Annotated in this window: 20 protein-coding genes; 15 read left to right on the top strand and 5 right to left on the bottom strand. The window is 72.0% G+C overall.

The window, feature by feature from the left end; genetic code table 11:
* The first annotated feature begins 33 nt into the window (after window positions 1-33).
* The 8 genes from V6U81_RS08130 to polA all read left to right on the top strand — a co-directional run bounded on the left by V6U81_RS08130 (window position 34) and on the right by polA (window position 9,963).
* Window positions 34-654: an ANTAR domain-containing response regulator gene (locus tag V6U81_RS08130; RefSeq protein ID WP_334486147.1), complete on the top strand. Its 621-nt coding sequence runs from the start codon at window positions 34-36 to the stop codon at window positions 652-654.
* A gap of 74 nt (window positions 655-728) precedes the next feature.
* Window positions 729-1,913, top strand: a complete 1,185-nt coding sequence (locus tag V6U81_RS08125) for a hypothetical protein (protein WP_334486144.1) — start codon at window positions 729-731, stop codon at window positions 1,911-1,913.
* A gap of 248 nt (window positions 1,914-2,161) precedes the next feature.
* Window positions 2,162-3,310: a branched-chain amino acid ABC transporter substrate-binding protein gene (locus V6U81_RS08120; protein ID WP_334486141.1), complete on the top strand. Its 1,149-nt coding sequence runs from the start codon at window positions 2,162-2,164 to the stop codon at window positions 3,308-3,310.
* 64 nt (window positions 3,311-3,374) lie between these two features.
* Window positions 3,375-4,358, top strand: coding sequence for a branched-chain amino acid ABC transporter permease (locus tag V6U81_RS08115; RefSeq protein ID WP_334486139.1), 984 nt, complete (start codon window positions 3,375-3,377; stop codon window positions 4,356-4,358).
* On the top strand, window positions 4,355-5,512 hold the full coding sequence (locus V6U81_RS08110) for a branched-chain amino acid ABC transporter permease (RefSeq protein ID WP_334486136.1): 1,158 nt from the start codon (window positions 4,355-4,357) through the stop codon (window positions 5,510-5,512). Before V6U81_RS08115 ends, V6U81_RS08110 begins: the two co-directional genes overlap by 4 nt.
* The gene (locus tag V6U81_RS08105; protein WP_334486133.1) at window positions 5,505-6,446 is read left to right on the top strand and encodes an ABC transporter ATP-binding protein; all 942 of its coding nucleotides are present in this window, start codon (window positions 5,505-5,507) and stop codon (window positions 6,444-6,446) included. The genes V6U81_RS08110 and V6U81_RS08105 overlap by 8 nt, the downstream gene beginning before the upstream one ends.
* Window positions 6,433-7,146 carry an ABC transporter ATP-binding protein gene (locus V6U81_RS08100; RefSeq protein ID WP_334486130.1) on the top strand — a complete coding sequence of 238 codons (714 nt, stop codon included), beginning with the start codon at window positions 6,433-6,435 and terminating at the stop codon, window positions 7,144-7,146. The genes V6U81_RS08105 and V6U81_RS08100 overlap by 14 nt, the downstream gene beginning before the upstream one ends.
* A 117-nt stretch (window positions 7,147-7,263) precedes the next feature.
* Window positions 7,264-9,963, top strand: coding sequence for a DNA polymerase I (polA, locus tag V6U81_RS08095; RefSeq protein ID WP_334486128.1), 2,700 nt, complete (start codon window positions 7,264-7,266; stop codon window positions 9,961-9,963).
* A gap of 9 nt (window positions 9,964-9,972) precedes the next feature.
* On the opposite strand, the gene V6U81_RS08090 is transcribed toward polA, so the two are convergent.
* The 3 genes from V6U81_RS08090 to V6U81_RS08080 form a co-directional block, all read right to left on the bottom strand.
* The gene (locus V6U81_RS08090; protein ID WP_334486125.1) at window positions 9,973-10,401 is read right to left on the bottom strand and encodes a DUF3140 domain-containing protein; all 429 of its coding nucleotides are present in this window, start codon (window positions 10,399-10,401) and stop codon (window positions 9,973-9,975) included.
* Window positions 10,388-10,606, bottom strand: coding sequence for a hypervirulence associated TUDOR domain-containing protein (locus tag V6U81_RS08085; protein WP_334486123.1), 219 nt, complete (start codon window positions 10,604-10,606; stop codon window positions 10,388-10,390). Before V6U81_RS08085 ends, V6U81_RS08090 begins: the two co-directional genes overlap by 14 nt.
* An 81-nt stretch (window positions 10,607-10,687) precedes the next feature.
* Entirely contained in the window at window positions 10,688-11,497 is an 810-nt protein-coding gene (locus tag V6U81_RS08080; RefSeq protein WP_334486121.1) for a class I SAM-dependent methyltransferase, read from the bottom strand.
* Between the two features lie 400 nt (window positions 11,498-11,897).
* On the opposite strand from V6U81_RS08080, the gene rpsA reads away from it, so the two are divergent.
* On the top strand, window positions 11,898-13,394 hold the full coding sequence (gene rpsA, locus V6U81_RS08075; protein ID WP_334486118.1) for a 30S ribosomal protein S1: 1,497 nt from the start codon (window positions 11,898-11,900) through the stop codon (window positions 13,392-13,394).
* A 210-nt stretch (window positions 13,395-13,604) separates the two neighbouring features.
* Window positions 13,605-14,783: a dephospho-CoA kinase gene (gene coaE / locus V6U81_RS08070; protein ID WP_334486115.1), complete on the top strand. Its 1,179-nt coding sequence runs from the start codon at window positions 13,605-13,607 to the stop codon at window positions 14,781-14,783.
* Between the two features lie 4 nt (window positions 14,784-14,787).
* Here the strand turns inward: coaE and V6U81_RS08065 are convergent, their stop codons facing one another.
* Entirely contained in the window at window positions 14,788-16,626 is a 1,839-nt protein-coding gene (locus V6U81_RS08065; protein ID WP_334486112.1) for a hypothetical protein, read from the bottom strand.
* Between the two features lie 301 nt (window positions 16,627-16,927).
* Between V6U81_RS08065 and uvrB the strand changes: the two genes are divergently transcribed.
* The 4 genes from uvrB to V6U81_RS08045 all read left to right on the top strand — a co-directional run bounded on the left by uvrB (window position 16,928) and on the right by V6U81_RS08045 (window position 21,288).
* Window positions 16,928-19,036, top strand: a complete 2,109-nt coding sequence (gene uvrB / locus V6U81_RS08060) for an excinuclease ABC subunit UvrB (RefSeq protein ID WP_334486109.1) — start codon at window positions 16,928-16,930, stop codon at window positions 19,034-19,036.
* A 16-nt stretch (window positions 19,037-19,052) separates the two neighbouring features.
* Entirely contained in the window at window positions 19,053-19,868 is an 816-nt protein-coding gene (locus tag V6U81_RS08055; protein ID WP_334486107.1) for an AraC family transcriptional regulator, read from the top strand.
* Between the two features lie 24 nt (window positions 19,869-19,892).
* Entirely contained in the window at window positions 19,893-20,261 is a 369-nt protein-coding gene (locus tag V6U81_RS08050; RefSeq protein ID WP_334486105.1) for a VOC family protein, read from the top strand.
* A gap of 127 nt (window positions 20,262-20,388) precedes the next feature.
* On the top strand, window positions 20,389-21,288 hold the full coding sequence (locus tag V6U81_RS08045) for a helix-turn-helix domain-containing protein (RefSeq protein ID WP_334486103.1): 900 nt from the start codon (window positions 20,389-20,391) through the stop codon (window positions 21,286-21,288).
* 718 nt (window positions 21,289-22,006) lie between these two features.
* Here V6U81_RS08045 and V6U81_RS08040 read toward each other — a convergent pair.
* On the bottom strand, window positions 22,007-22,300 hold the full coding sequence (locus V6U81_RS08040) for an antibiotic biosynthesis monooxygenase family protein (RefSeq protein ID WP_334486101.1): 294 nt from the start codon (window positions 22,298-22,300) through the stop codon (window positions 22,007-22,009).
* Window positions 22,301-22,724: 424 nt separating this feature from the next.
* Between V6U81_RS08040 and V6U81_RS08035 the strand changes: the two genes are divergently transcribed.
* Window positions 22,725-23,723 (top strand): TerC family protein, encoded by a 999-nt coding sequence (locus tag V6U81_RS08035; RefSeq protein ID WP_334486098.1) that lies wholly within the window; start codon window positions 22,725-22,727, stop codon window positions 23,721-23,723.
* Window positions 23,724-23,735: the final 12 nt, after the last annotated feature.

Genomic DNA, 23,735 nt, shown 5'->3' with positions numbered 1-23,735 from the left:
GCGGTGTCGGGCTTGAACTGGTGGGAGTGGCTCGTGGCCGAGACGCAGACGGATGCCGAGCGCAGGCGCGTACTGATCGCCGAGGACGAGGCGCTCATCCGACTGGACCTGGCCGAGATGCTGGTCGAGGAGGGGTACGCGGTCGTCGGCGAGGCCGGTGACGGCGAGACCGCCGTCCGGCTGGCCGAGGAGCTCAAGCCGGACCTGGTCATCCTCGACATCAAGATGCCGATCATGGATGGGCTGGCCGCCGCCGAGCGGATCGCCGGCGCCCGGATCGCCCCGGTGATCATCCTGACCGCGTTCAGCCAGCGCGACCTGGTGGAGCGTGCCCGGGCGGCCGGCGCGATGGCGTACCTGGTCAAGCCGTTCCAGAAGAGCGACCTGGTGCCGGCGGTGGAGATCGCGCTGTCCCGCTACTCCGAGATCGCCGCGCTGGAGGCGGAGGTCGCCGGGCTCACCGACCGGCTGGAGATCCGCAAGACCGTCGAGCGGGCCAAGGGCGCGCTGATGACCACCTACGGGATGAGCGAGCCGCAGGCCTTCAAGTGGATCCAGCGCACCGCGATGGACCACCGGATGACCATGAAGGAGGTCGCCGAGCGGATCCTCGCGGAGACCGCCGGCGGCGAGGTCACCCAGCCGACCGCCTGACCCGCCGCCCCCCCGCGCCGCTTCGCAGGCGTCGTGGTCCCCCGAAAGTCGGTGCTCGTCGCTAGCATCGACGCGTGTCCACTCGGCGTACCTTCGCGGTGCTCGGCGTCCTCGCCGCGCTGCTGGTCGGCTGCGACCCGGCGGCCGACCCGGGGCCCTCGGCGTCCCCGGCGCCGGCGCCGCTGGCGGCCGACTGGCAGCAGCTGACCCTGCCCGCGCCGCCCGGTCCGGCCGGCCGCCCGTTGCTGCGCGACGCCGTGGCCTGCGCCGGCCGGTGGTACGTCACCGGCGGCGTCGCCGACCCTTCCGGCGGCACCCGACCGGCGGCCTGGACCAGCGTGGACGGTACGACGTGGGCGACGGTGCCGATCGCCGCGGATTCCTTCTACGGCAGGCAGAACGTGCTCTACGCGGCGGGGTGTCGGGGCGGCGTGCTGGCCGCGATCGGCGCGAAGGTCGGCGGCGCGCACGGCTATCCCCGGGTGAGCACGTGGCGGCAGCGCCCCGACGGCGGGCTGGTCGAGGTCTCGGCGGCGTTCGAGACGTACGGCGGGCCGAAGGCGGTGAACGTCTCCCGGCTGGCGGGCGGGCCGGCGGGCTGGCTGATCGTCGGCAACCGGTCCAGCGGCGCGGCGTCCTGGGTCTCCCCGGACGCGGCGGACTTCGCGCTGGTGGAGGGCGCCCCGGAGCTCGCCAGCGACGGGCGCGGCATCAGCTGGGCCTTCGACGCGGTGGGCGTACCCCAGGGGTGGTTGACGGTGGGCGGCGTGCTGCCCGCCGGTCGGATCGACCGCGACCCGGCGGTCTGGTCCTCGGCGGACGGGCGGGCCTGGCGGCGCACCACCCTGCCCGGGACGGACCGTTACGAGGAGTTACAGCGGGTGGCCCTGCTCGGCGGCGCGCCGGTGGCCGTGGGGCTGCGCGGCCGGGCCTTCGGCGCGTGGCGGCGCGACGGGGAGGAATGGCTGGCGGCGGGCGGTTTCGGCACCCCCGCGGCGTCGGGCGTGCCGTCGGTGGACGGGCTGGCGGTGGTCGGTGGGCGGCTGGTCGCGGCGGTCTCCGACGGGGCGGCCCGGGCGGTCTGGACCTCGGCGGATCGGGGCGACTCGTGGCAGCCGGTCCGGCTCCCGCTGCCGGTGGCGGCGGGGGCGGACCGGGACGTCGCGGTGGTGGCGGTGGGGGAGCGGGTCTGGCTCTTCGCCGATGACGGCACCAGGTCGGCGGGGTGGTCGGCGCGGCTGCCCGCGGTCCCGGAATGAGCCGTCGCGGGGCTTAACGACCGGTCAAGGATCGACCTGTTACGGGTTTCGCATTGATCTCGCACGTCTTCGTAACGGTTTCGCAGACCCGGGCTGTAACCCTTCCCCGCTCGTAGGAGTGTCGGTACGCTCCGCCATCACGAGCCGTAACGCAGGGGCGTCCCTGCCGGGTGGGTGGTGGTGCGGGCTGTGCGGTCGCCGCCGACTTGGTGAAGTCGTTCCCTGCTTCTGGAGGAGGTCAGGAAGCCGTGAGGCGTAGCTATGTACGGGTGCTGGGGGCCGCCGCGATCGCTGTGGCCATGGTCGGCGCCGCGGGTTGCCAGGACTCGGGTGACGGCGGCGGCACCGCGTCCGGCGACTGCGGTGGCAAGATCGCTATCTTCGGCGCGTTCACCGGCGACAACGCGGGCCTGGTGATCCCGTCGCTGAACGGCGCGAAGCTCGCCGTCAAGCAGTTCAACGAGAAGAACGCCGACTGCAAGGTCACCATGCAGGAGTTCGACACCCAGGGTGACCCTGCGGTGGCGACCCCGTTCGCGAACCAGATCGCCGGTGACAACTCGTTCCTCGGGGTCATCGGTGGCCACTTCTCCGGCGAGTCCGACGCCACCATGCCGATCTACCAGGCCGCCGGCCTGGCGATGGTGAGCCCCTCGGCGACCCGGACCGACCTCACCCAGAAGGGCAACAAGTCCTTCTACCGGGTGGTCGGCAACGACGGCACCCAGGCGGGCGCCGTTGCCACCTACCTCAAGTCGCAGAACGCCGCGAAGGTCTTCATGATCGACGACGGCAGCGCCTACGGCGCCGGCATCACCGCCGAGCTGGGCAAGAACCTCGGCGCCTCGCTGGCCGGCAGCGACAAGATCCAGGAGAAGCAGTCGCAGTTCGACGCGACGATCTCCAAGATCAAGGCCAAGCAGGCCGACTTCGTCTTCTACGGCGGCTACACCCGTGAGGCCGCTCCGCTGGTGAAGCAGATGCGCGCGGCCGGTGTCCAGGCCAAGTTCGTCGGCCCGGACGGTCTCTACGACCCGGCCTTCCCGGCGGGTGCCTCCGGCGGTGCCGAGGGCGCGATCATCACCTGCCCGTGCCTCCCGGCCGACAAGGCCGGCGGCACCTTCTCCGCCGACTACCAGAAGGAGTACGGCCAGGCGCCGGGCTCCTACGGCGCCGAGGGCTTCGACGGCGCGCAGATCTACCTCGACGCGTTCAAGGCCGGCAAGAAGACCCGGGCCGACATCCTGGCCTTCGTGAAGTCCTACGACAAGCAGGGCGTGTCGAAGTACATCAAGTTCGACGACAAGGGTGACGTCGACCCGTCGAAGGTTGTCATCTGGGCGTACCAGATCAAGGGCAAGGAGATCACCGCGCTTCAGGAGCTCAAGCTCAGCTGACGGCACGGCAAACGGGGTGCGGCCGGGGTTTCTCCCCGGCCGCACTCGATTCAAGGAGACCCCGGTGAATTTCGACGAACTCTTCGGCCACCTCGGCCAGCACACCGTCGACGGGTTGTCCAAGGGGGCGATCTATGCCCTGATCGCCCTGGGCTACACGCTCGTCTACGGCGTCCTGCGCCTGATCAACTTCGCCCACTCCGAGGTCTTCATGGTCGGCACCTTCGCGGTGCTGGGCGTGTGGAGTGCCTTCGGGGTGGAAAATAACCCGCCGGTCGGACAGGCCGTGCTCTTCCTCGTGCTCGGCCTGGTGGCCGCGGCGGTCGCGTCGGGCGGCACGGCCCTCGCGATCGAGCGGATCGCCTACCGTCCACTGCGGCGCAAGAACGCCCCGCCGCTGATCTTCCTGATCACCGCGATCGGCCTCTCCCTGGTGCTGGTCGAGGTCTTCGGCCTGCTCCTGCCGGACGTGGCGGGCAGCGCGCTGCCGTCGCTGTTCGGCCGGCCCCGGCAGATCGTCGGCATGCCGACGATCATCAAGCAGGAGACCCTGTTCCAGATCGGCAACACGGGAATCACCAACATCCAGGTGATCGTGTTCGTCTCGGCCGTGGTGATGATGGCGATCCTGGACTGGTTCATCAACCGCACCCGGTACGGCCGGGGCGTGCGCGCGGTGGCGCAGAACCCGGAGACCGCCGCGCTGATGGGCGTCAACCAGGAGCGCGTGATCATGCTGATCTTCGTGCTCGGTGGCATGATGGCCGGCGCCGCCGCGCTGCTGTGGAGCATGCGCTTCGGCTTCACCCAGAACAGCATCGGCTTCGTGCTGGGCCTCAAGGCGTTCACCGCCGCGGTGCTCGGCGGCATCGGCAACCTGCGCGGCGCGCTGGTGGGCGGCCTCTTCCTCGGCCTCGTCGAGGTCTACGGCGCGACTCTCTTCGCGTCCAACTGGGAGGACGTCATCGCCTTCGTCGTCCTGATCGTGGTGCTGATGTTCCGCCCGACCGGCCTGTTGGGCGAGTCGTTGGGGAGGGCCCGCGCATGATCGACAAGATCCGCACCGCAGACCGGCGCCGGGTCAGCCTGCTGACCTCCGTCGGTGACCGCTTCCGGGCGCTGCCGAAGTGGCAGCAGGCCGCGACGTTCCTGGCCTTCGTGGCGTTCCTCTACTACCTGCCGCTGCTCGGCGTCCCCGGCCTCACCTGGCTGCGGACCGACTCGATCGCAGGCGGCAACAACTGGGCCGGCGTGCTCTTCGTCTGCGCCATCTACGTGCTGGTCGCGATCGGCCTGAACGTGGTGGTCGGCCTCGCCGGCCTGCTCGACCTGGGCTACATCGGCTTCTTCGCCGTCGGGGCGTACAGCGTGGCGCTGTTCGGCTCGGTGAACTCGCCGGTGGTCAAGTGGATCCAGCAGAAGTTCGACCTGCCGCCGACCTGGGCGGTCACCTGGGCGATCTGCCTGCTCATCGCGATCGCGCTGACGATGATCTTCGGGGTGCTGCTGGGCTGGCCGACGCTGCGGCTGCGCGGCGACTACCTGGCCATCGTGACGCTCGGCTTCGGTGAGATCATCCGGATCGTCGCCCGCAACGCCACCGGGGTCACCAACGGCAATCAGGGCATCTCGGCGATCCCCGGACCGGAGGGTGCCCCGTCGGCTGACAACCAGGTCTTCGGGCTGATCGACGCGAAACCGTGGTACTGGTTGGCGATCACCGTGGTGCTGCTGATGGTCTTCGCGGTGCGCCGGCTGGAGCGCAGCCGGGTCGGCCGGGCCTGGCTCGCCGTCCGCGAGGACGAGGACGCCGCCGCGGTGATGGGGGTCTACCCGTTCAAGTTCAAGCTCTGGGCGTTCGCCATCGGCGCGGCCCTGGGCGGGCTCTCCGGGGCGCTCTTCGCCAGCCGGAACGCGTTCATCGACCCGACCCAGTTCGACGCGAACCGCTCCATTCTCTTCGTCGCCATGGTCGTGGTCGGCGGCTCGGGGAACATGATCGGGGTTTCGCTCGGCGCGGTGCTGCTGGCCTACCTTCCGGAGCGGTTCCGGGAGGTCGCCGACTACCGGTGGCTGGCCTTCGGCCTGGCCATGGTGCTGGTGATGATCCTGCGTCCGCAGGGCCTCATCCCCAGCCGGCGGCGGGCCCGCGAGCTGAAGGACCGTGCGGCGGAGGCAGAGGAGGCGCCCGCTCATGTCTGACCAGAACACCGCCACCGCGACGCCGAAGATCCCGGCCCAGCCGGGGCCCCGGCAGGTGCTGCTGGAGGTCGACGAGGTCACGCTCCGCTTCGGCGGCGTGGTCGCCCTCGACAAGATCGATTTCCAGATCTACGAGGGCGAGATCCTCGGCCTGATCGGCCCGAACGGCGCCGGCAAGACCACCAGCTTCAACGTGATGACCGGCGTCTACAAGCCCACCTCGGGTGCGGTCCGGTTCCGCGGTGAGCGGGTGACCGGCCGCAAGCCGCACCAGATCAGCAAGCTGGGCATCTCCCGGACGTTCCAGAACATCCGGCTCTTCCCGGAGATGACGGCGCTGGAGAACGTCATGGTCGGGACGGACTCCCGGCACAAGACCAGCGTGCCGGGCGCGCTGTTCCGGCTGCCCCGGTACAAGCCGAAGCCGCACGAGGTGCCGCAGGTCACCGCGCCGGGGGGCATCGTCCGGACCTGGCAGGAGGTGCGGCGGGCGTGCGCGAAGACCTTCGGCCTGTCCCGGCACATCCTGGAGGAGCGGGCCGCCGAGGCCAAGGCGCTGGAGCTGCTGCGCTTCGTCGGGATCGCCGACCGGGCCAACGACGAGGCGCGCAACCTGCCGTACGGCTACCAGCGCCGGCTGGAGATCGCCCGGGCGCTGGCCACCGAGCCGAAGCTGCTCTGCCTGGACGAGCCGGCCGCCGGGTTCAACCCGGCGGAGAAGGAGGAACTGCTCGCCCTGATCCGCAAGATCCGCGACATGGGGCTGACCGTGCTGCTCATCGAGCACGACATGCGCCTGGTCATGGGGGTCACCGACCGGATCGTGGTGCTGGAGTTCGGCCGCAAGATCGCCGAAGGGGCGCCGGCCGACGTCAGCCGCGACCCGAAGGTGATCGCCGCCTACCTGGGGGAGTCCACCGATGACGCTGCTTGAGCTGAGCGACGTCAGCGTCGCGTACGGCCGGATCGAGGCCCTGCACGGCATCAGCCTGACCGTCAACGAGGGCGAGGTGGTGGCCCTGATCGGCGCGAACGGCGCCGGCAAGACCACCACCATGCGCGCCATCTCGGGAACCCGGGCGCTGGCCGGCGGCCGGATCGTGTTCAACGGTGAGGACATCAGCAAGCTCCGCGCCGACCTGCGGGTCGTCCGGGGGCTGTGCCAGTCGCCCGAGGGCCGGCAGATCTTCCCCGGCATGACGGTGATGGAGAACCTGGACATGGGGGCGTACACCCGGCGGGACTCCGCCGGCATCGCCGCCGACCTGGAGCGGGTGCTGGAGCTCTTCCCGCGGCTGCGCGAGCGGCGCAAGCAGGCCGGCGGCACGCTCTCCGGCGGTGAGCAGCAGATGCTCGCGGTCGGCCGGGCGCTGATGAGCCGGCCGAAGCTGCTGCTGCTCGACGAGCCGTCGATGGGGCTGGCCCCGATGGTGATCCGGCAGATCTTCGACATCATCACGGAGATCAACCAGCAGGGCACCACGATCCTGCTGGTGGAGCAGAACGCCCAGCAGGCGCTCTCCCGGGCCCACCGCGGTTACGTGCTGGAGACCGGCCGGATCGTGAAGGAGGGGTCCGGCCAGGACCTGCTCACCGACCCGGCGGTCAAGGAGGCGTACCTCGGCGTGGCCTGAGTCGTACCGCCGGCGGGCGTCCGTTCCCCCAGGGGGACGGGCGGCCGCCGCTTTTCCCGGGGGCGCGGCGGTGCCGCCGGCTCAGGGTTGTCGGCGGTACGGGCTAGAGTCGCTGCCGTGACAGCTACGACGCCGCGCCTGCTCCTCGTCGACGGACATTCCCTGGCATACCGGGCCTTCTTCGCGCTGCCGGTGGAAAACTTCTCCACCACGACCGGGCAGCCGACCAACGCGGTCTACGGCTTCACCTCCATGCTGATCAACGTGCTGCGCGACGAGCAGCCCACCCACATCGTGGTCGCCTTCGATGTCTCCCGCCGGTCCTTCCGCACCGAGAAGTACGCGGAGTACAAGGCCGGCCGCAGCGAGACCCCGACCGACTTCAAGGGCCAGGTCAGCCTGGTCAAGGAGGTCCTCGCCGCGCTGCGCGTGCCGGTGGTGGAGCGGGAGGGCTACGAGGCCGACGACGTCATCGCCACCCTCGCCTGCCAGGCCCGCGACCAGGGCATGCAGGTGCTGATCAGCACCGGCGACCGGGACGCCTTCCAGCTGGTCGGCGATCAGGTCACCGTGCTCTACCCGCGCAAGGGCGTCTCCGACCTGGCCCGGATGGACCCGGCGGCGATCGAGGCGAAGTACGGCGTGGGCCCGGAGCGCTACCGCGACCTGGCCGCCCTGGTCGGCGAGACCAGCGACAACCTGCCCGGCATCCCCGGCGTCGGCCCGAAGACCGCGGCCAAGTGGATCAACACGTACGGCGGGGTCGAGGGCGTGATCGCGCGGGCCGACGAGATCAAGGGCAAGGCCGGCGACAGCCTGCGCGAGCGGCTGGCCGACGTGATCCGCAACTACGAGATCAACTGCCTGGTCTCCGACCTGGAGCTGCCGCTGCGCCCCGAGGACGCCCGCTGGCAGGGCTGGGACCGGGAGGCCGTGCACCAGGTCTTCGACACCCTGCAGTTCCGCATCCTGCGCGACCGGCTCTACCAGTACCTCGAGGCGGTGGAGCCGGAGGCCGAGGCCGGCTTCGACCTGGCCGGCGAGGTGCTCACCGAGCCGGGTGCCCTCGCGGGCTGGCTGGAGACGCACGCCCCGGTCGGGGCGCCGGTCGGCCTGGCCGCGAAGCTCGACACCGGCCCCAACCGCCGGCACACCGCCTCGGTGACCGGGCTGGCCCTGGCCACCGCGGGCGGGGCCGCCGCCTGGGTCGACCCGGCCGGGCTGGAGCCCACCGACGAGCAGGCGCTCGCCGGCTGGCTCGCCGACGCCACCCGGCCCAAGGTGCTGCACGACAGCAAGCCGGTGGTGCTCGCCTTCGCCGCGCACGGCTGGACGCTCGCAGGTATCGCCCGCGACACCCAGATCGCCGCCTACCTGGCCCGCCCCGACCAGCGCTCCTACGACCTGACCGACCTGGCGCTGCGCTACCTGCACCGGGAGCTGCGGGTCGACGCCCCGGAGACCGGCCAGCTCACCCTGGACGGGCTGGGCGACGAGGGGGCCGCCGAGCAGAACCTCATGCTCCAGGCCCGGGCCACCCTCGACCTGGCCGACGCGATCGATGCCGAGCTGTCCCGCGACGGCGAGCAGTCCGCGCGGCTGATGGCCGGGGTGGAGCTGCCACTGATGCGGGTGCTCGCCGACATGGAGCGGATCGGCATCGCCGCCGACACCCACTACCTGTCGGAGCTGGAGGCGCACTTCGCCGCCGAGGTGAAGGCCGCCGCGCAGGGCGCGTACGAGGCGGTCGGGCGGGAGTTCAACCTCGGCTCGCCCAAGCAGCTCCAGGAGATCCTCTTCACCGAGCTGGGCCTGCCCAAGACCAAGAAGATCAAGACCGGCTACACCACCGACGCCGACGCCCTCCAGTGGCTCTACGCGCAGAACCCGCACCCCGTGCTGGAGCACCTGCTGCGCCACCGCGACGTGGCCAAGCTCAAGTCCACGGTGGACGGGCTGCTCAAGTCGGTCTCCGACGACGGCCGAATCCACACCACCTTCAACCAGACGGTGGCCGCCACCGGCCGGCTCTCTTCCACCGAGCCCAACCTGCAGAACATCCCCATCCGCACCGAGGAGGGGCGGCGGATTCGGCGCGCCTTCGTGGTGGGGGAGGGCTACGAGACCCTGCTGACCGCCGACTACAGCCAGATCGAGATGCGCATCATGGCGCACCTGTCGTCGGACGACGCCCTGATCGAGGCGTTCAACTCCGGCCACGACTTCCACGCCGCCACCGCGTCGTCGGTCTTCGAGGTGCCGGTCACCGCCGTCAGCGCCGACCAGCGCCGCAAGATCAAGGCGATGAACTACGGCCTGGCCTACGGCCTGAGCGCCTTCGGTCTCTCCCAGCAGCTCGGCATCACCGCCGAGGAGGCCCGGGGGCTGATGGAGAACTACTTCACCGGTTTCGGCGGGGTCCGGGACTACCTGCACGAGGTGGTCGCCCGGGCCCGGCAGGACGGCTACACCTCCACCATCCTGGGCCGTCGGCGCTACCTGCCCGACCTGGGCAGCGACAACCGGCAGCGCCGGGACATGGCCGAGCGGATGGCACTCAACGCCCCCATCCAGGGCTCGGCGGCCGACATCATCAAGGTCGCCATGCTGCACGTCGACACCGCGCTGCGCGACGCGGGGCTGCGCTCCCGGATGCTGCTGCAGGTGCACGACGAGCTGGTCTTCGAGGTGGCGCCGGGCGAGCGGGAGACGCTCGAGGAACTGGTCCGGCGGGAGATGGGCGGGGCGTACCCGCTGTCGGTGCCGCTGGAGGTCTCCGTCGGCGAGGGCCGGGACTGGAACAGCGCCGACCACTGATCCCGCGGGTTACCGTCCCGGTCCGCGGCGCTCCTTCGGTGGGGTGCCGTGCCGTTCGAGGGCCCGCCGGGACGGGCCGCCCGGCGGTGGTAGCGGAGCCTTGAGGGGGTCGTGACCCCAGTTCATCAGGGAGTACCGCCACCGGGTCTCGCGGACGTCGCCGCTCGGTCGCTGCGCCATGTGCCGCCGTACGTACCCGACGACCTTGCGCATGTGCTTGTAGTCGCCCTCGGAGAGCTGGTCGCGCTTGCGCCGCAACAGGTTGATGATCTTGCGACCGGACTCGTGCCCGACCGACTCACCGCCCTTGGTGCCCTTCCGCCAGCCGACGTGCTTCGACTCCTCGGTCTCCAGCCACGTCGACAGCTCGCCGGGCTTCATGTTCACCGCCTCGGTGAACTCCTGGTACGTCTGCTGCGGGTCCTCACTTCGACTCATGGCGCAGCGCCTCCGGCCGGTGGGCGACGTCGCGCCCCGAGTCGTCGTTGCGGATCCGGTACTGCGGGTCCTCCGGGGACGCGTTCACGGCGTGCCCACGCACGTGCGTCCGCTCGGTGATCTTGTCCTTGACCACGCCGTACGCCCGGCCGCTGTGACTGGCCCAGGAGACGTGGTCGCCCGTCTGGAACTCCTTGTCGGCCATGCCTCGCGGGTACCCGCCGTCGATGTCGCGAAACGACCGGACGGGCCTAGGGACACCGGCCGCACCAGCAGTGCGACGGGCTCAGGCGGCAGGCTTCTCGGCGACGAAGATGGCGGTGCCGGGGAAGAGCCGGCCGCGCAGCGGGCTCCACTGCCCCCAGATCCCCTCGTGCCCCGCCGGCCACTCCGGCTCCACCAGGTCGACCAGGCGGAACCCGGCGCCGACCAGCTCCCGGATCCGGTCGCCGAGGGTGCGGTGCTGCTCGACGTAGCTGGCCGTGCCGGCCTCGTCCTGCTCGACGTAGGGGGACCGGTCGAAGTACGAGTGGACGGCGGTCAGCCCGCCCTCGCCGGGGTCGTCGAGGAAGATCCAGCGCATCGGGTGGGTCACCGAGAACACCCAGCGGCCGCCCGGGCGCAGCACCCGGTGCACCTCCGCCATCAGGGTGGCGGAGTCGTCGACGAACGGGATCGCCCCGAAGGCGGTGAAGGCGATGTCGAAGGCGGCGTCGGCGAAGGGCAGCGCGAGCGCGTCGGCCTGGACCAGCGGTACGCGTACCCCGGTGGTGTCGGCGGCGCGCGCGGCGTGCCGGAGCATGCCGGCGGAGAGGTCGAAGGCGACCGGTCGGGCACCCTGGGTGGCGAGCCAGCGGGCGCAGGCCGCGGCCCCGCCGCCGACCTCCAGCACCCGGCAGCCGGTGACGTTGCCGAGCAGCCGGGCGTCGGCCTCCCGCAGCCCCTCCGGACACCAGACGAAGTCCACGTCGCCGAGGAAGGCGCCGTGCTCGGCCTGGTAGTCGTCGGCGTCGGCGTCCCACCAGCCGCGGTTGGCGCGGCGCGCCTCCGCGTCGCCGACCCGGCGCCGGGTCACCCGGTTGTCATCGTCATCCACCCGCTCACGCTAGGCCCTGCACCGGCCCGTACCCACGGCGCCTGGCCGGTGGGTCGGGGTCGCGCTGCCGTCGGCGCGCCGATGCGCTACCTTCTCGTGGGGCTGGTGTGACGCAGGAGACAGTCGAGGCGCTTTCATGCTGAAATCTCCGCTTTCGCAGCTGGTGAGCTCGCGGCGACACGGGAGGCCTTGCACGCTGTGGTAATGCAGCGGGTAGGCTAGACGATGCGCTCGCGGATCGTGTGCCTCGGCAGGGAGCAGGTGCGCGGTCACCGGAGCCACTAATGATCTTCACTTGGCGATCGTTCGGTGTGCCCCGGAGGCGGATCCGTTGGCGCGAAATGGTCACCGCGACACCACGCCTGCTGTGACAACCCATCCGACCGGAGCAACCGCCCACATGACGAGCAGCATCGAGGCCCCCTCGAGCGCCACCCGGGTCACCCACGACGATCTCGGTTCCGAGGAGGCTTTCCTCGCCGCGATCGACGAGACCATCAAGTACTTCAACGACGGCGACATTGTCGAAGGCACCGTCGTCAAGGTCGATCGGGACGAGGTCCTTCTCGACATCGGCTACAAGACCGAGGGTGTCATCCCCTCTCGTGAGTTGTCGATCAAGCACGACGTGGACCCCGCCGAGGTCGTCTCGGTTGGCGACCACATCGAGGCCCTGGTCCTCCAGAAGGAGGACAAGGAGGGTCGTCTGATCCTCTCCAAGAAGCGGGCGCAGTACGAGCGGGCCTGGGGCACGATCGAAAAGATCAAGGACGAGGACGGCGTCGTCCGCGGTTCGGTCATCGAGGTGGTCAAGGGTGGCCTCATCCTCGACATCGGGCTGCGCGGCTTCCTGCCCGCCTCCCTGGTCGAGATGCGGCGGGTGCGCGACCTGCAGCCGTACGTCGGCCGCGAGCTCGAAGCCAAGATCATCGAGCTGGACAAGAACCGCAACAACGTGGTCCTGTCCCGCCGGGCCTGGCTCGAGCAGACGCAGTCCGAGGTGCGCACCGAGTTCCTCAACAAGCTGCAGAAGGGCCAGGTCCGCAAGGGCGTCGTGTCCTCGATCGTCAACTTCGGCGCCTTCGTCGACCTGGGCGGCGTGGACGGCCTGGTGCACGTCTCCGAGCTCTCCTGGAAGCACATCGACCACCCGTCCGAGGTCGTCGAGGTCGGCCAGGAGGTCGAGGTCGAGGTCCTGGACGTCGACCTGGACCGCGAGCGGGTCTCGCTGTCGCTGAAGGCGACCCAGGAGGACCCGTGGCGGCAGTTCGCCCGCACCCACGCGATCCAGCAGATCGTGCCGGGTAAGGTCACCAAGCTGGTGCCGTTCGGCGCCTTCGTCCGGGTGGACGACGGCATCGAGGGCCTGGTCCACATCTCCGAGCTGGCCGAGCGCCACGTGGAGATCCCGGAGCAGGTCGTGCAGGTCGGCTCCGAGGTCATGGTCAAGGTCATCGACATCGACCTCGAGCGTCGCCGCATCTCCCTGTCGCTCAAGCAGGCCAACGAGGGCTTCGTCGAGGGCGAGGAGCACTTCGACCCGACCCTCTACGGCATGGCCGCGACGTACGACACCGAGGGCAACTACATCTACCCGGAGGGCTTCGACCCCGAGACGGGCGAGTGGCTCGAGGGGTACGACAAGCAGCGCGAGACCTGGGAGAACCAGTACGCCGAGGCGCGTCAGCGCTGGGAGGCCCACACCAAGCAGGTGCAGACCTCCCGGGCTGCCGACGCCGAGGCCGCTGCCAACCCGGCTCCGCCGGTGGCCGCCGGTGCCGCCACCACCACCACGACCAGCACGGCCCCGAGCCGTCAGGCCGAGGAGCCGGCCGGCACGCTGGCCACCGACGAGGCGCTCGCCGCTCTGCGGGAGAAGCTCGCCGGCGGCAAGTGACCGTGTGACATCTCCAGTTCGGCGCGGCTGACGCCGCGTCGGCGACCTGGAGCAGTCGCTGATGACGACGGGCCCCGCCCCTGCGATCCGGTTCCACCGGGTCGTCGGGGGCGGGGCCCTCGCCATGTCCGCCGATCGGGCGGGGCGAGCCGCGCGCCAGACCCGGGCCCGATGTGGCGGCGCTCCGAATGATCAGGTTGACTGGTCGGCGTGCTGATGGTGGGACTGACGGGCGGGATCGGGTCCGGCAAGAGCGCGGTGGCGACCCGGCTGGCCGAGCGGGGCGCCGTGATCGTCGACGCCGACCGGGTCGCCCGCGAGGTGGTCGCCCCGGGTACCGAGGGGCTGGCCGAGATCGTCGCCGCCTTCTCGGAGCGGATCCTCGGTCCCGACGGCGCGCTGGACCGGGCGGCGCTGGGCGCGGTGGTGTTCGGCGACGACACTGCCCGACGCCGGCTGGAATCGATCACCCACCCGCGGGTCCGGGCGCGGACCGCCGAGCTGGTCGCCGCGGCCCCGTCCGACGCGGTCGTGGTCAACGACGTGCCGCTGCTGATCGAGGTGGGGCTCGCCCCGACGTACCACCTGGTGGTGGTGGTGCGGACGGCGCTCGGCACCCGGCTGGAGCGGTTGACGCGGGACCGGGGGATGCCCCGCGCGGAGGCCGAGCGGCGCATCGCCGCGCAGGCCGACGACGCCCGTCGGCGCGCGGCGGCCGACGTGGTGATCGACAACGACGGCACCCTGGACCAGCTGCACGCGGCGGTGGACGCCCTCTGGCGGGACCGGCTGGTGCCCTACGAGCGCAACCTGCGGGACCGACGCGCCGTCGGCGCACGGCAGGTGGTGCTGACCGAAGCCGATCCCAGCTGGCCCGAGCAGTACGCCCGGCTCGCCGCACGGATCCGGCACGCGACCGGGGCGGAGCGGCGGATCGACCACATCGGTTCGACCGCGGTCCCCGGTCTCGCCGCCAAGGACGTGATCGACATCCAGCTCACCGTCGACTCCCTCGCCGAGGCGGACGGGCCGCTCGCCGACCGGCTCGCCGAGGCGGGGTTCCCCCGGCTGCCCGGCGAGTGGTGGGACAACCCCCGCCCGCCGGGGAGCGGACGCTGGGAGAAGCGGCTGCACGGCAGCGCGGACCCGGGCCGCCCGGTGAACCTGCACCTGCGGGTGGCCGGGTCGCCCGGCTGGCGGTACGCCCTGCTGATGCGCGACCACCTGCGCGCCGACCCGGACCAGCGCTCCGCGTACCTGGCGTTGAAGCGGGAGCTGGCGGCGTCCGCCCCGGACAGCGGCAGCTACGCCACCGCGAGGGACCCCTGGTTCGACGAGGAGTACCTGCGCGCCGAGGAGTGGGCCGGGCAGACCGGCTGGCAGCCCTGAGCCGTCACCGTGCCCCGGCTCGCGCGGCCGGCCGCCCGCGCCGCCCCGGGTCGGGCTGGGCCGGGCGCCGTGGGGCCGGCTTCGCCTTGACGGGCGGCGCCGAGCGGGGTGGGACGACGACGCCCGCGGGCACCCTCGCGGGAGTCAGGTCGAGCTGCGCCCAGGCGCCGGCCCCGGTCCGCAGCTCCACCCGGCGCAGCAGCCCGTCCCGGTCGAGCCAGTAACGCAGCCGCAGCCCCTGGACGCGCAGCTCGAACACGTCGACGGTCACGCCGGCCAGCCGGCTGCCGCGCAGCCTGATCGCTGAGCCGGGCCGTACCGGCGTCGCCGCCACCCGCAGCGCCACGTCGACGAGTACGTCGAGGTCGTCGGACGGTCGTCCGCCGGTCCGCCAGGCGGCCCCGGACGGCGGTGGCAGCGGCGGGCCGACCGGCGGCTCGGCGCTGCCGCTGGCCGGACCGACCGGCAGCTCGGCCCGGGCGAACCCGTTCGCGTCGCGGCGCAGCAACGTGCGCCGGCCGAGCGTGTCCAGCTCGGCCACGGACAGGTAGACCACTGCACCCGACCAGCTGAGCCAGCCCGAGCCGCGCAGGTTGGCGGCGGTGCCCAGCGGCGCGGTCACGGTGACGGCCGCTCCGGACCGGGCCCGCAGCCGGGCGGGTAGCCGGTCCAGCCGTTCGGCCTCGGCGTCGGTGAGCGCGCGGGGCAGCCCGGGACGCCCACCCAGCGCGTCGACGGGCCAGAGGGTGGGCCGGTTGCTGCGCTCCAGCTCGACGGTGAGGGGTGCGCCGTCGGGCAGCCGACCGGCCCAGCGGTGCAGCCGGGCGTCCCGGTCGACCCACCAGCGGGGGTCGCCGTCCCCGGCGGCCGGCGGCGCCGACGGGGTGGCCGTGGGGTCGGCCGGCGCGGGTGGCGGCAGCGGCGCCTGGAGGACGTCGACCGACTCGCCGCCGAGGACCTCCCGGCCCACCCAGCGCCCGCCGCCGCGGCGCAACGGGTCGACGGGCTCACCCCGGTTGGCGCCGAGCGCGAAGAGGACGTCCAGCGCCCCGGCCAGCCCCCGGGGCAGGTCGCGCAGTCGCCAGCCGTCGACGGGCGGGACCAGCGGCGGTGGCGCCGGTGTCGGCATCGCGGTCGGGTCGGGGCGGACCACGACGACCGCGGGGGTGGCCTGGACCAGGCCGCGGTCCGGGCCGGCGCCCGGCCCCCCGACGTCCAGGTAGGCCAGTGGTCGCCCCCAGTCCACCCAGCCGACCAGCTCGGTGCGGGTGGCGCCGGCGCCGACGGTCGCCCGTACCCCGACCCGGACGTCGCGGTAGTTGGTGACCCGGGTGGCGGCCAGTCGCTCGGATTCGTCCGCGGTCAGCGCCCGGGCCGCCTCCGGTGACGTCGGCGCCCAGCTCAGCAGCCCGGCCACCAGCGCCGCGGCCGAGGCTGCGGCGACCACGCCGAGCGCGACCAGGGTGCTGCGCCGCCGGGCCGGTGGCTCCTCGGCGGCGGCGCCCCCGGCCGGTGGCGCGGGGGGCAGGTCGGGGGGCGCGGGCAGGGGGCGTCGGGAGCGCTGGTGCCGGCCGGGAGCGCGCCGCCGCCGGCCGGTCTGGTCGGCCGGTGCCGGCCCGCCCCGGGCGCCGGCCCCGATGGGGGTACGAAGGAACGGTGGCGCGGTGGACGGCCGGTCGGTGGGACCCGGCGGTGCGGTGGACGCTCGCCCGCCCAGCTCTGCGGGCGGGCGGGACGCGGACCCGGTGGCGGTCGGCGGGTCGGGCGTCGCCGGCCGGCCGGGCCGGGTGGGGGAGGGGTGCTCCGGGGAGGACGAGGGCGGCCGCTCGGATGAGGTGTCCACGAGTGGTTGAACGGCCGGCGAGGAGGACGGTGACGAATTGGGGCGCTCGCGGCGGCCGGTCTGCGCCTCGAGCGCGACCACGTCGGGTGCGCACGCCGGTGATGTCCGGGTGCTGCGACCACACGTGCCAGGGGCGGCCCGCCCGTGAGGGTCCGGCCACCGGCCCGGTCGGCCGCCGCGAGCGGCCTACGGTCTACAGGCTAGCGCGGTGAGATGTACCACACAATCGGAATATCGAAGCCGATCAGGGACCCACGGTAGCGACGGCGGAGTGTCGGACCTTGGGGCTACCGTTGCTGTCATGGCGCTCGACATTCCCCGGCTCGACGGCCGCTTCCAGGTCGTCAGTGACTTCCAGCCGGCCGGCGACCAGCCGGCAGCCATCGACGATCTTGAGCGTCGCGTCCGGCGCGGCGACCGCAACACGGTGCTGCTCGGCGCGACCGGCACCGGCAAGAGCGCCACCACGGCGTGGCTGGTCGAGCGGTTGCAGCGGCCGACCCTGGTGCTCGCCCCCAACAAGACCCTCTGCGCACAGCTGGCCAAGGAGTTCAGCGAGCTGCTCCCGCACAACGCGGTGGAGTACTTCGTCTCCTACTACGACTACTACCAGCCCGAGGCCTACATCCCGCAGACCGATACCTACATCGAGAAGGACTCCTCGATCAACGAGGAGGTCGAGCGGCTACGGCACAAGGCGACCATGTCGCTGCTCACCCGCCGCGACACGATCGTGGTGGCCACCGTCTCCGCGATCTACGGCCTGGGCACCCCGGAGGAATACCTGGAGCGTGCGGTGCGGGTCGCCGTCGGGCAGGAGCTCGACCGGGACAAGCTGCTCCGCCGGCTGGTCGACATCCAGTACACCCGCAACGACATGGCCTTCCAGCGGGGCACCTTCCGGGTCCGCGGCGACACCCTGGAGATCATCCCGGCCTACGAGGAGCTGGCCGTCCGGATCGAGCTCTTCGGCGACGAGGTGGAGAAGCTCTACTACCTCAACCCGCTCACCGGGGACGTGGTCAAGGAGGTCGACCAGCTGGTGATCTTCCCGGCCACCCACTACGCGGCCGGCCCCGAGCGGATGGAGCGGGCGATCCGCGACATCGAGGTCGAGCTGGCCGAGCGGCTGGCCGAGCTCGAGCGGCAGGGCAAGCTGCTGGAGGCGCAGCGGCTGCGGATGCGCACCACCTACGACATCGAGATGATGCGGCAGGTCGGGTTCTGCTCCGGCATCGAGAACTACTCGATGCACATGGACGGTCGGCTGCCCGGCAGCCCGCCGCACTGCCTGCTCGACTACTTCCCCGACGACTTCCTCACCGTGATCGACGAGTCGCACGTGACCATCCCGCAGATCGGCGGCATGTACGAGGGCGACGCCTCCCGCAAGCGGATGCTGATCGACCACGGTTTCCGGCTGCCCAGCGCCGCCGACAACCGCCCGCTGCGCTTCGACGAGTTCCTGGAACGGGTCGGCCAGATGGTCTACCTCTCCGCCACCCCCGGTCCGTGGGAGCTGGAGCAGGCCCAGGGTGAGTTCGTCGAGCAGGTGATCCGCCCGACCGGGCTGATCGATCCGCAGGTCGTGATCAAGCCGACCAAGGGCCAGATCGACGACCTGATGCACGAGATCAAGCTGCGTACCGAGCGCGACGAGCGGGTGCTGGTCACCACGCTGACCAAGAAGATGGCCGAGGACCTCTCCGACTACCTGCTGGAGAACGGCATCCGGGTGCGCTACCTGCACTCCGAGGTCGACACGTTGCGCCGGGTGGAGCTGCTGCGCGAGCTGCGCAAGGGCGAGTACGACGTGCTGGTCGGCATCAACCTGCTCCGGGAGGGCCTCGACCTGCCCGAGGTGTCGCTGGTGGCGATCCTCGACGCCGACAAGGAGGGCTTCCTGCGCAGCGGCCGGTCGCTGATCCAGACCATCGGCCGCGCTGCCCGGAACGTCTCCGGCCAGGTACACATGTACGCCGACAAGATCACTCCGTCGATGGCGGCCGCGATCGACGAGACCGACCGGCGCCGGGCCAAGCAGATCGCCCACAACGAGGCGAACGGAATCAGCCCGGAGCCGCTGCGCAAGAAGATCCACGACATCCTCGACGACATCTATCGCGAGGCGGAGGACACCGAGAACTCGCGGATCGGCGGCGCGGCGCGGCAGCTCTCCCGGGGCAAGGCGCCGGTCAAGGAGACCCGCAGCCGCAGCCGGGCCGGCACCTCCGCACCGTCCCGCGAGGGGATGGCGCGGGCCGATCTGGCCCAGCTCATCCAGGAGCTCAACGACCAGATGCTGGCCGCCGCCCGGGAGTTGCAGTTCGAGCTGGCGGCCCGGATCCGCGACGAGGTGTCGGATCTGAAGAAGGAACTGCGCGGAATGGACGCCGCCGGCGTGAAGTGACGGACGGAGGACGGGGATGGGCGACCTCGACCTGGTTGTGGGCCGGCCCGACGCCCGGCTGCTCCCGTTCGTCGACCGGTACGTCGGCTACCGCGAGCGGGCGGCACTGCCGGCGGTCCGCCGGGAGACGGCCGGCGCCTTCGTGGTGCTGATCCTCGGCTGGGGCGCCCCGCTGGACGTCGTGGATCCTCGGTGCGCCGAGCGCGGGGCGTCCCGGGTGGACTCCTTCGTGGCGGGGACCTTCGACGGCTACTGCATCACCCGCACGGTCGGGGTGGGCCTCGGGGTGCAACTCCTGCTCGCCCCGCTCGCCGCCCGCCGGATCCTCGGCCTGCCGCTGGTCGAGCTGGCCAACCGGGCGGTGGCGGTGGAGCACCTTCCCGACCGGTGGCTCGACCTGCTCCGTCACCGGCTGGCCGGGGCGTCGGACTGGCCCAGGCGGTTCCGGCTGCTTGACGCGGCGCTGGCCGCGCGACTGGCCACCAGCGACCCGGTCGACCCCCGGGTCGGGTGGGCCTGGCGGCGGCTGGCCGGCAGTGGGGGGCAGGTCGAGGTCGGCCGGTTGGCGGAGGAGCTCGGCTGGAGCCGGCGTCACCTGGCCACCGTGTTCCGGCGGGAGCTGGGCCTGCCGCCGAAGACGACCGGCCGCCTGCTGCGTTTCGCGCGGGCCCAGGCGGCGATCACCGGGGCGGCCGGAGCAGCCCCGAGCGGTGCCGAGGTGGCCGCCCGCCACGGCTACTACGACCAGTCCCACCTGATTCGGGACTTCCACGAGTTCGCCGGGGAGACGCCCGCGGGCCTGCTGAGGTCACATTCGTCCAATCCGGCGTGACCGCTCCGGCGGCAGGATGAGGGCATGCGAACCCTCTACCCGGTCTTCCGGTATCCCGATGCCCGCGCCGCCATCGACTGGCTCTGCGCCGCGTTCGGCTTCGCGGTGCACGCCGTGCACGATGCGCCGGACGGCTCGGTGGCGCACGCCCAGCTCGCCCTCGACGAGGGGATGATCATGATTGGTGCGAACTCGGCGCTGCGACCCCGGCCGGCCGACGACGACTGGTCGGTCTACGTCGCCCTCGACGACGTGGACGCGCACTGCGCCCAGGCCCGCGCGGCCGGCGCCGAGATCGTCCGCGAGCCCTTCGACACCGACTACGGGTCCCGCGACTACGTGGCCCGCGACCTGGCCGGCAACGTCTGGTCGTTCGGCACCTACCGCCCCTGAACCGCTCCGGTGGCCGATCCGGCGCCACGGGGGCGCCAGACCGGCCACCGGCCGCGCCGTTGCGGTGTGCGAGCAAGGTATTGCCGTGGGTGACGGTCCTGCGTACCCTCCGTCGTGGGGAGGCGGGATGCCGTTGTCATCGAGTCCTGTGATTCGACGCGCGCGACTCGGCGCCGAGCTGCGCCAGTTGCGCAGACGGGAGGCGCTGACGCTGGAACAGGTGTGTGGCCGGCTGGGCTGGGCCTCCACCTCGAAGCTGTCCCGGATCGAGCTGGGGCAGAGTAGGCCGGATCTGGCCGACGTCCTCGACCTGCTCGACGTCTACGACGTCCCGGCGCCGCAACGGGACGCGCTGATCGTCATCGCCCGGGACGCGGCCACCAGCCGCGGCTGGTGGAAGGCGCTGGGCGAGATGAGCGAGCGGCAGCGCACCTACGCCGAGCTGGAGGCGGGCGCGGCCGCCATCGTCGAGTACCAACCGGCCGTCGTGCCCGGGCTGCTCCAGGCCCCCGGGTACGCCCGAATGCGGATCGCCGCCGCCCGGCTGCTCCACCCGGAGCTGGACGCGGAGGCCGACCTGCGCGCCCGGCTCTCCCGGCAGGCGGTGCTGCGCCGGCCCGACCCGCCCCGCTACACCGGCCTGCTCGACGAGCGGGTCTGCGAGCCGGGTGACGACCCGGCCGAGGTTTGGCGGGAGCAGCTGGAGCACCTCGCGGCCCTGTCCGAGCTGCCGCACCTGACGCTGCGGGTGGTGCCCCGGGCGGCGGCGCCGCGCGGGCCGCACCCGCTGACCCCCTACTGCTGCTACTCCTTCCCCGACCCGGCCGACCCGCACACGGTGATGCTGGAGGCGCTCACCACCGACGTGCGGCTGGTCGGCGACGTCGACGTGAGCCGCTACGACCGGGTGACCGGCTGGCTGACGGAGGTGGCGCTGAGCCGGGCGGAGACGCGGGAGCTGTTCCGCCGGCGCGCCGCCGGCGCGGTCGACGCGGCGGTGGTGGAGGCGGTCAAGGGCGACCGCTGACCGGAGCGCGCGGACCGGCCCGGCCGTCGGGCCGGAGCGGCAGCACGGGTGGCCGGAGCCCGGCGGCGACCGGAGCCTTCACCGGGGCAGCCACTCCGCCTCCGGCGCACCGCGGGCTCCCGCGCCCGGGCAGGAAGGGCTCCCGCGCCCGGGCAGGAAGGGCTCCCGCGCCCGGGCAGGAAGGTGGCCCTGCTCGTCGCTGTGGCCTGACGGGCCGCACGGAATCACGCGCGCCGGCACGGGCAGCGGGCCGGGCCGGGAGGCCCGGACCCGGCTGGTCCAGAAGCCCGACGTGGTGTGACGTCGGGTTGACGAGCGGGCGACGGTAGGGGCCGGGCCGGGTGTCCCGGCGACCGCTACAAACTTGATGACGCGAACGAATCGCGGATGCCAGTCACGCCTCGGGCGCCTGAAACGGACATCCGATTCGCTGACGACATCAAGTTCGTAGCGCCTGAAACGGCACCCCGCCCGTCGACGGGCAGCGCCCCTCGGGCAACACCGACGCCCCAGATTCCGGAGCTCCTCCGCCCCGGCAGGTAAGCCCGGCCGGTGGAACTGCCCGGCCCGCGACACCGATCGGTCCCGGGTGCCGGCCCGGCGTCAGGCGCCGTCGCCGCCCGGCCACCGGACCCGGCGCCCCCGAACGCGTCGGGGCCGGTGTGCCGCGCGAGCGCCGTACGGTAACCCGGGGGTACGACAGCGACGGTGATGGATCTCAGGCCGGTACGTCGACGAAGTGCTCGACCCGCGGCGGTCCGGCGAAGTGCGGGCCGATCAGCGCCCGCCACTGGCCGAACGCCTCGGTGGCGCGGAAGTTCTGGTCGTGCGCCTCGACCGAGTCCCACTCGACCAGGAGGACGAACCGGGTGGGGGTCTCGATGCCCCGGGTCATCCGGACCGACCGGCAGCCCTCGGCGGCGGTGATGATGGAGTGCGCCTTCGCGTAGGCGGCGGCGAACGCGTCCTCGTGTCCGGGCAGTACGTCGATGAGCGCGACTTCAAGAACCATGCCCGAAGCCTCGCACGGCGGTCGGCCGACGCTACGCCGCGGGGGTGGCCCCGTCCCAGGATCGCCCCGCGGCGGGGCCGATCCGGACGTAACGCGACACCTAGCCTCCTAGGATGCCGCACGAAAGGTGTCGGTCGACACGTGAGCAGGGTGATACGTGCGGCAATCCGCCCTACCGGAGATGCGCTGACGGCCGTGCATGGTGAAGAATGGCGGCCGGAGGGGAGTATTCCCCCGCGACGGAGTCGTCAGCACGGTCGACCGCCACCCCCGGCACCCGACCCGGCTCCATCGGTCAACGCCCCGCCCGCGGGTCGCTGGCGGAAGAGACCTCCGACAGTCACCACAGCTTCCGTCGCCGCCCACCCCGCCGTCACTCGGCGTACGGTGTGCCCGACGCCGCGTGTCTGCCGGAGGAATGGAATTGAACGTGTCCGGAATGGTGTGGGCGGGAACGCTCGTCGCGATGACGGCGATGCTGCTCATCGACCTCTTCATCGTGGGTCGGCGTCCGCACGAACCCAGCATCCGTGAGTCGAGCCTCTGGGTCAGCTTCTACGTCGGCCTGGCCCTGCTCTTCGGCGTGGGCCTCTGGCTCGCCTCCGGCGCCAGCGTGGCCGGCCAGTTCTACACGGGGTGGCTCACCGAGTACAGCCTCTCGGTCGACAACCTCTTCGTCTTCGTGATCATCATGGCCCGGTTCGGGGTGCCCCGGAAGTACCAGCAGAAGGTGCTGCTCATCGGCATCGTGCTGGCCCTGGTCATGCGCGGTGGCTTCATCGCCGCCGGCGCCGCGTTGATCTCCCAGTTCTCCTGGGTCTTCTACATCTTCGGCGCGTTCCTGATCTACACCGCGGTCAACCTGGCCCGCCAGGGCGAGCCGGACGAGGACGAGTTCAAGGAGAACCTGCTCATCCGGTGGAGCCGCAAGGCGTTGCCGATCTCCCGGGACTACGACGGCGCCAAGCTGACCACCCACCTGGCCGGCAAGCGGCTCTTCACCCCGATGCTGATCGTGATGATCGCGATCGGCACCACCGACCTGATCTTCGCGCTGGACTCCATTCCGGCGATCTTCGGAATCACCCAGGAGCCTTACCTGGTCTTCACCGCGAACGTCTTCGCGCTGATGGGCCTGCGCCAGCTCTACTTCCTGCTCGGCGGCCTGCTGGACCGGCTGATCTACCTCAGCTACGGCCTGGCCGTGGTGCTCGGCTTCATCGGCGTGAAGCTGGTGCTCGAGGCGCTGGCCGACAACAACCTGCCGTTCATCAACGGCGGCGAGCACGTCGCCTGGGCCCCGCACATCCCGATCTGGCTGTCCCTGCTGGTCATCCTCGGCACCCTCGCCGTGGCCACCGTGGCGAGCCTGGTCAAGTCGTCCCGGGACCGGCGGCGGGAGCTGGCCGAAGCCCGGCGCTGACCCACCCACCGA

The organism is Micromonospora lacuserhaii, assembly GCF_036902735.1.
Taxonomy (GTDB): Bacteria; Actinomycetota; Actinomycetes; order Mycobacteriales; family Micromonosporaceae; genus Micromonospora.
This window is presented reverse-complemented; position numbering and strand designations above follow the sequence as displayed.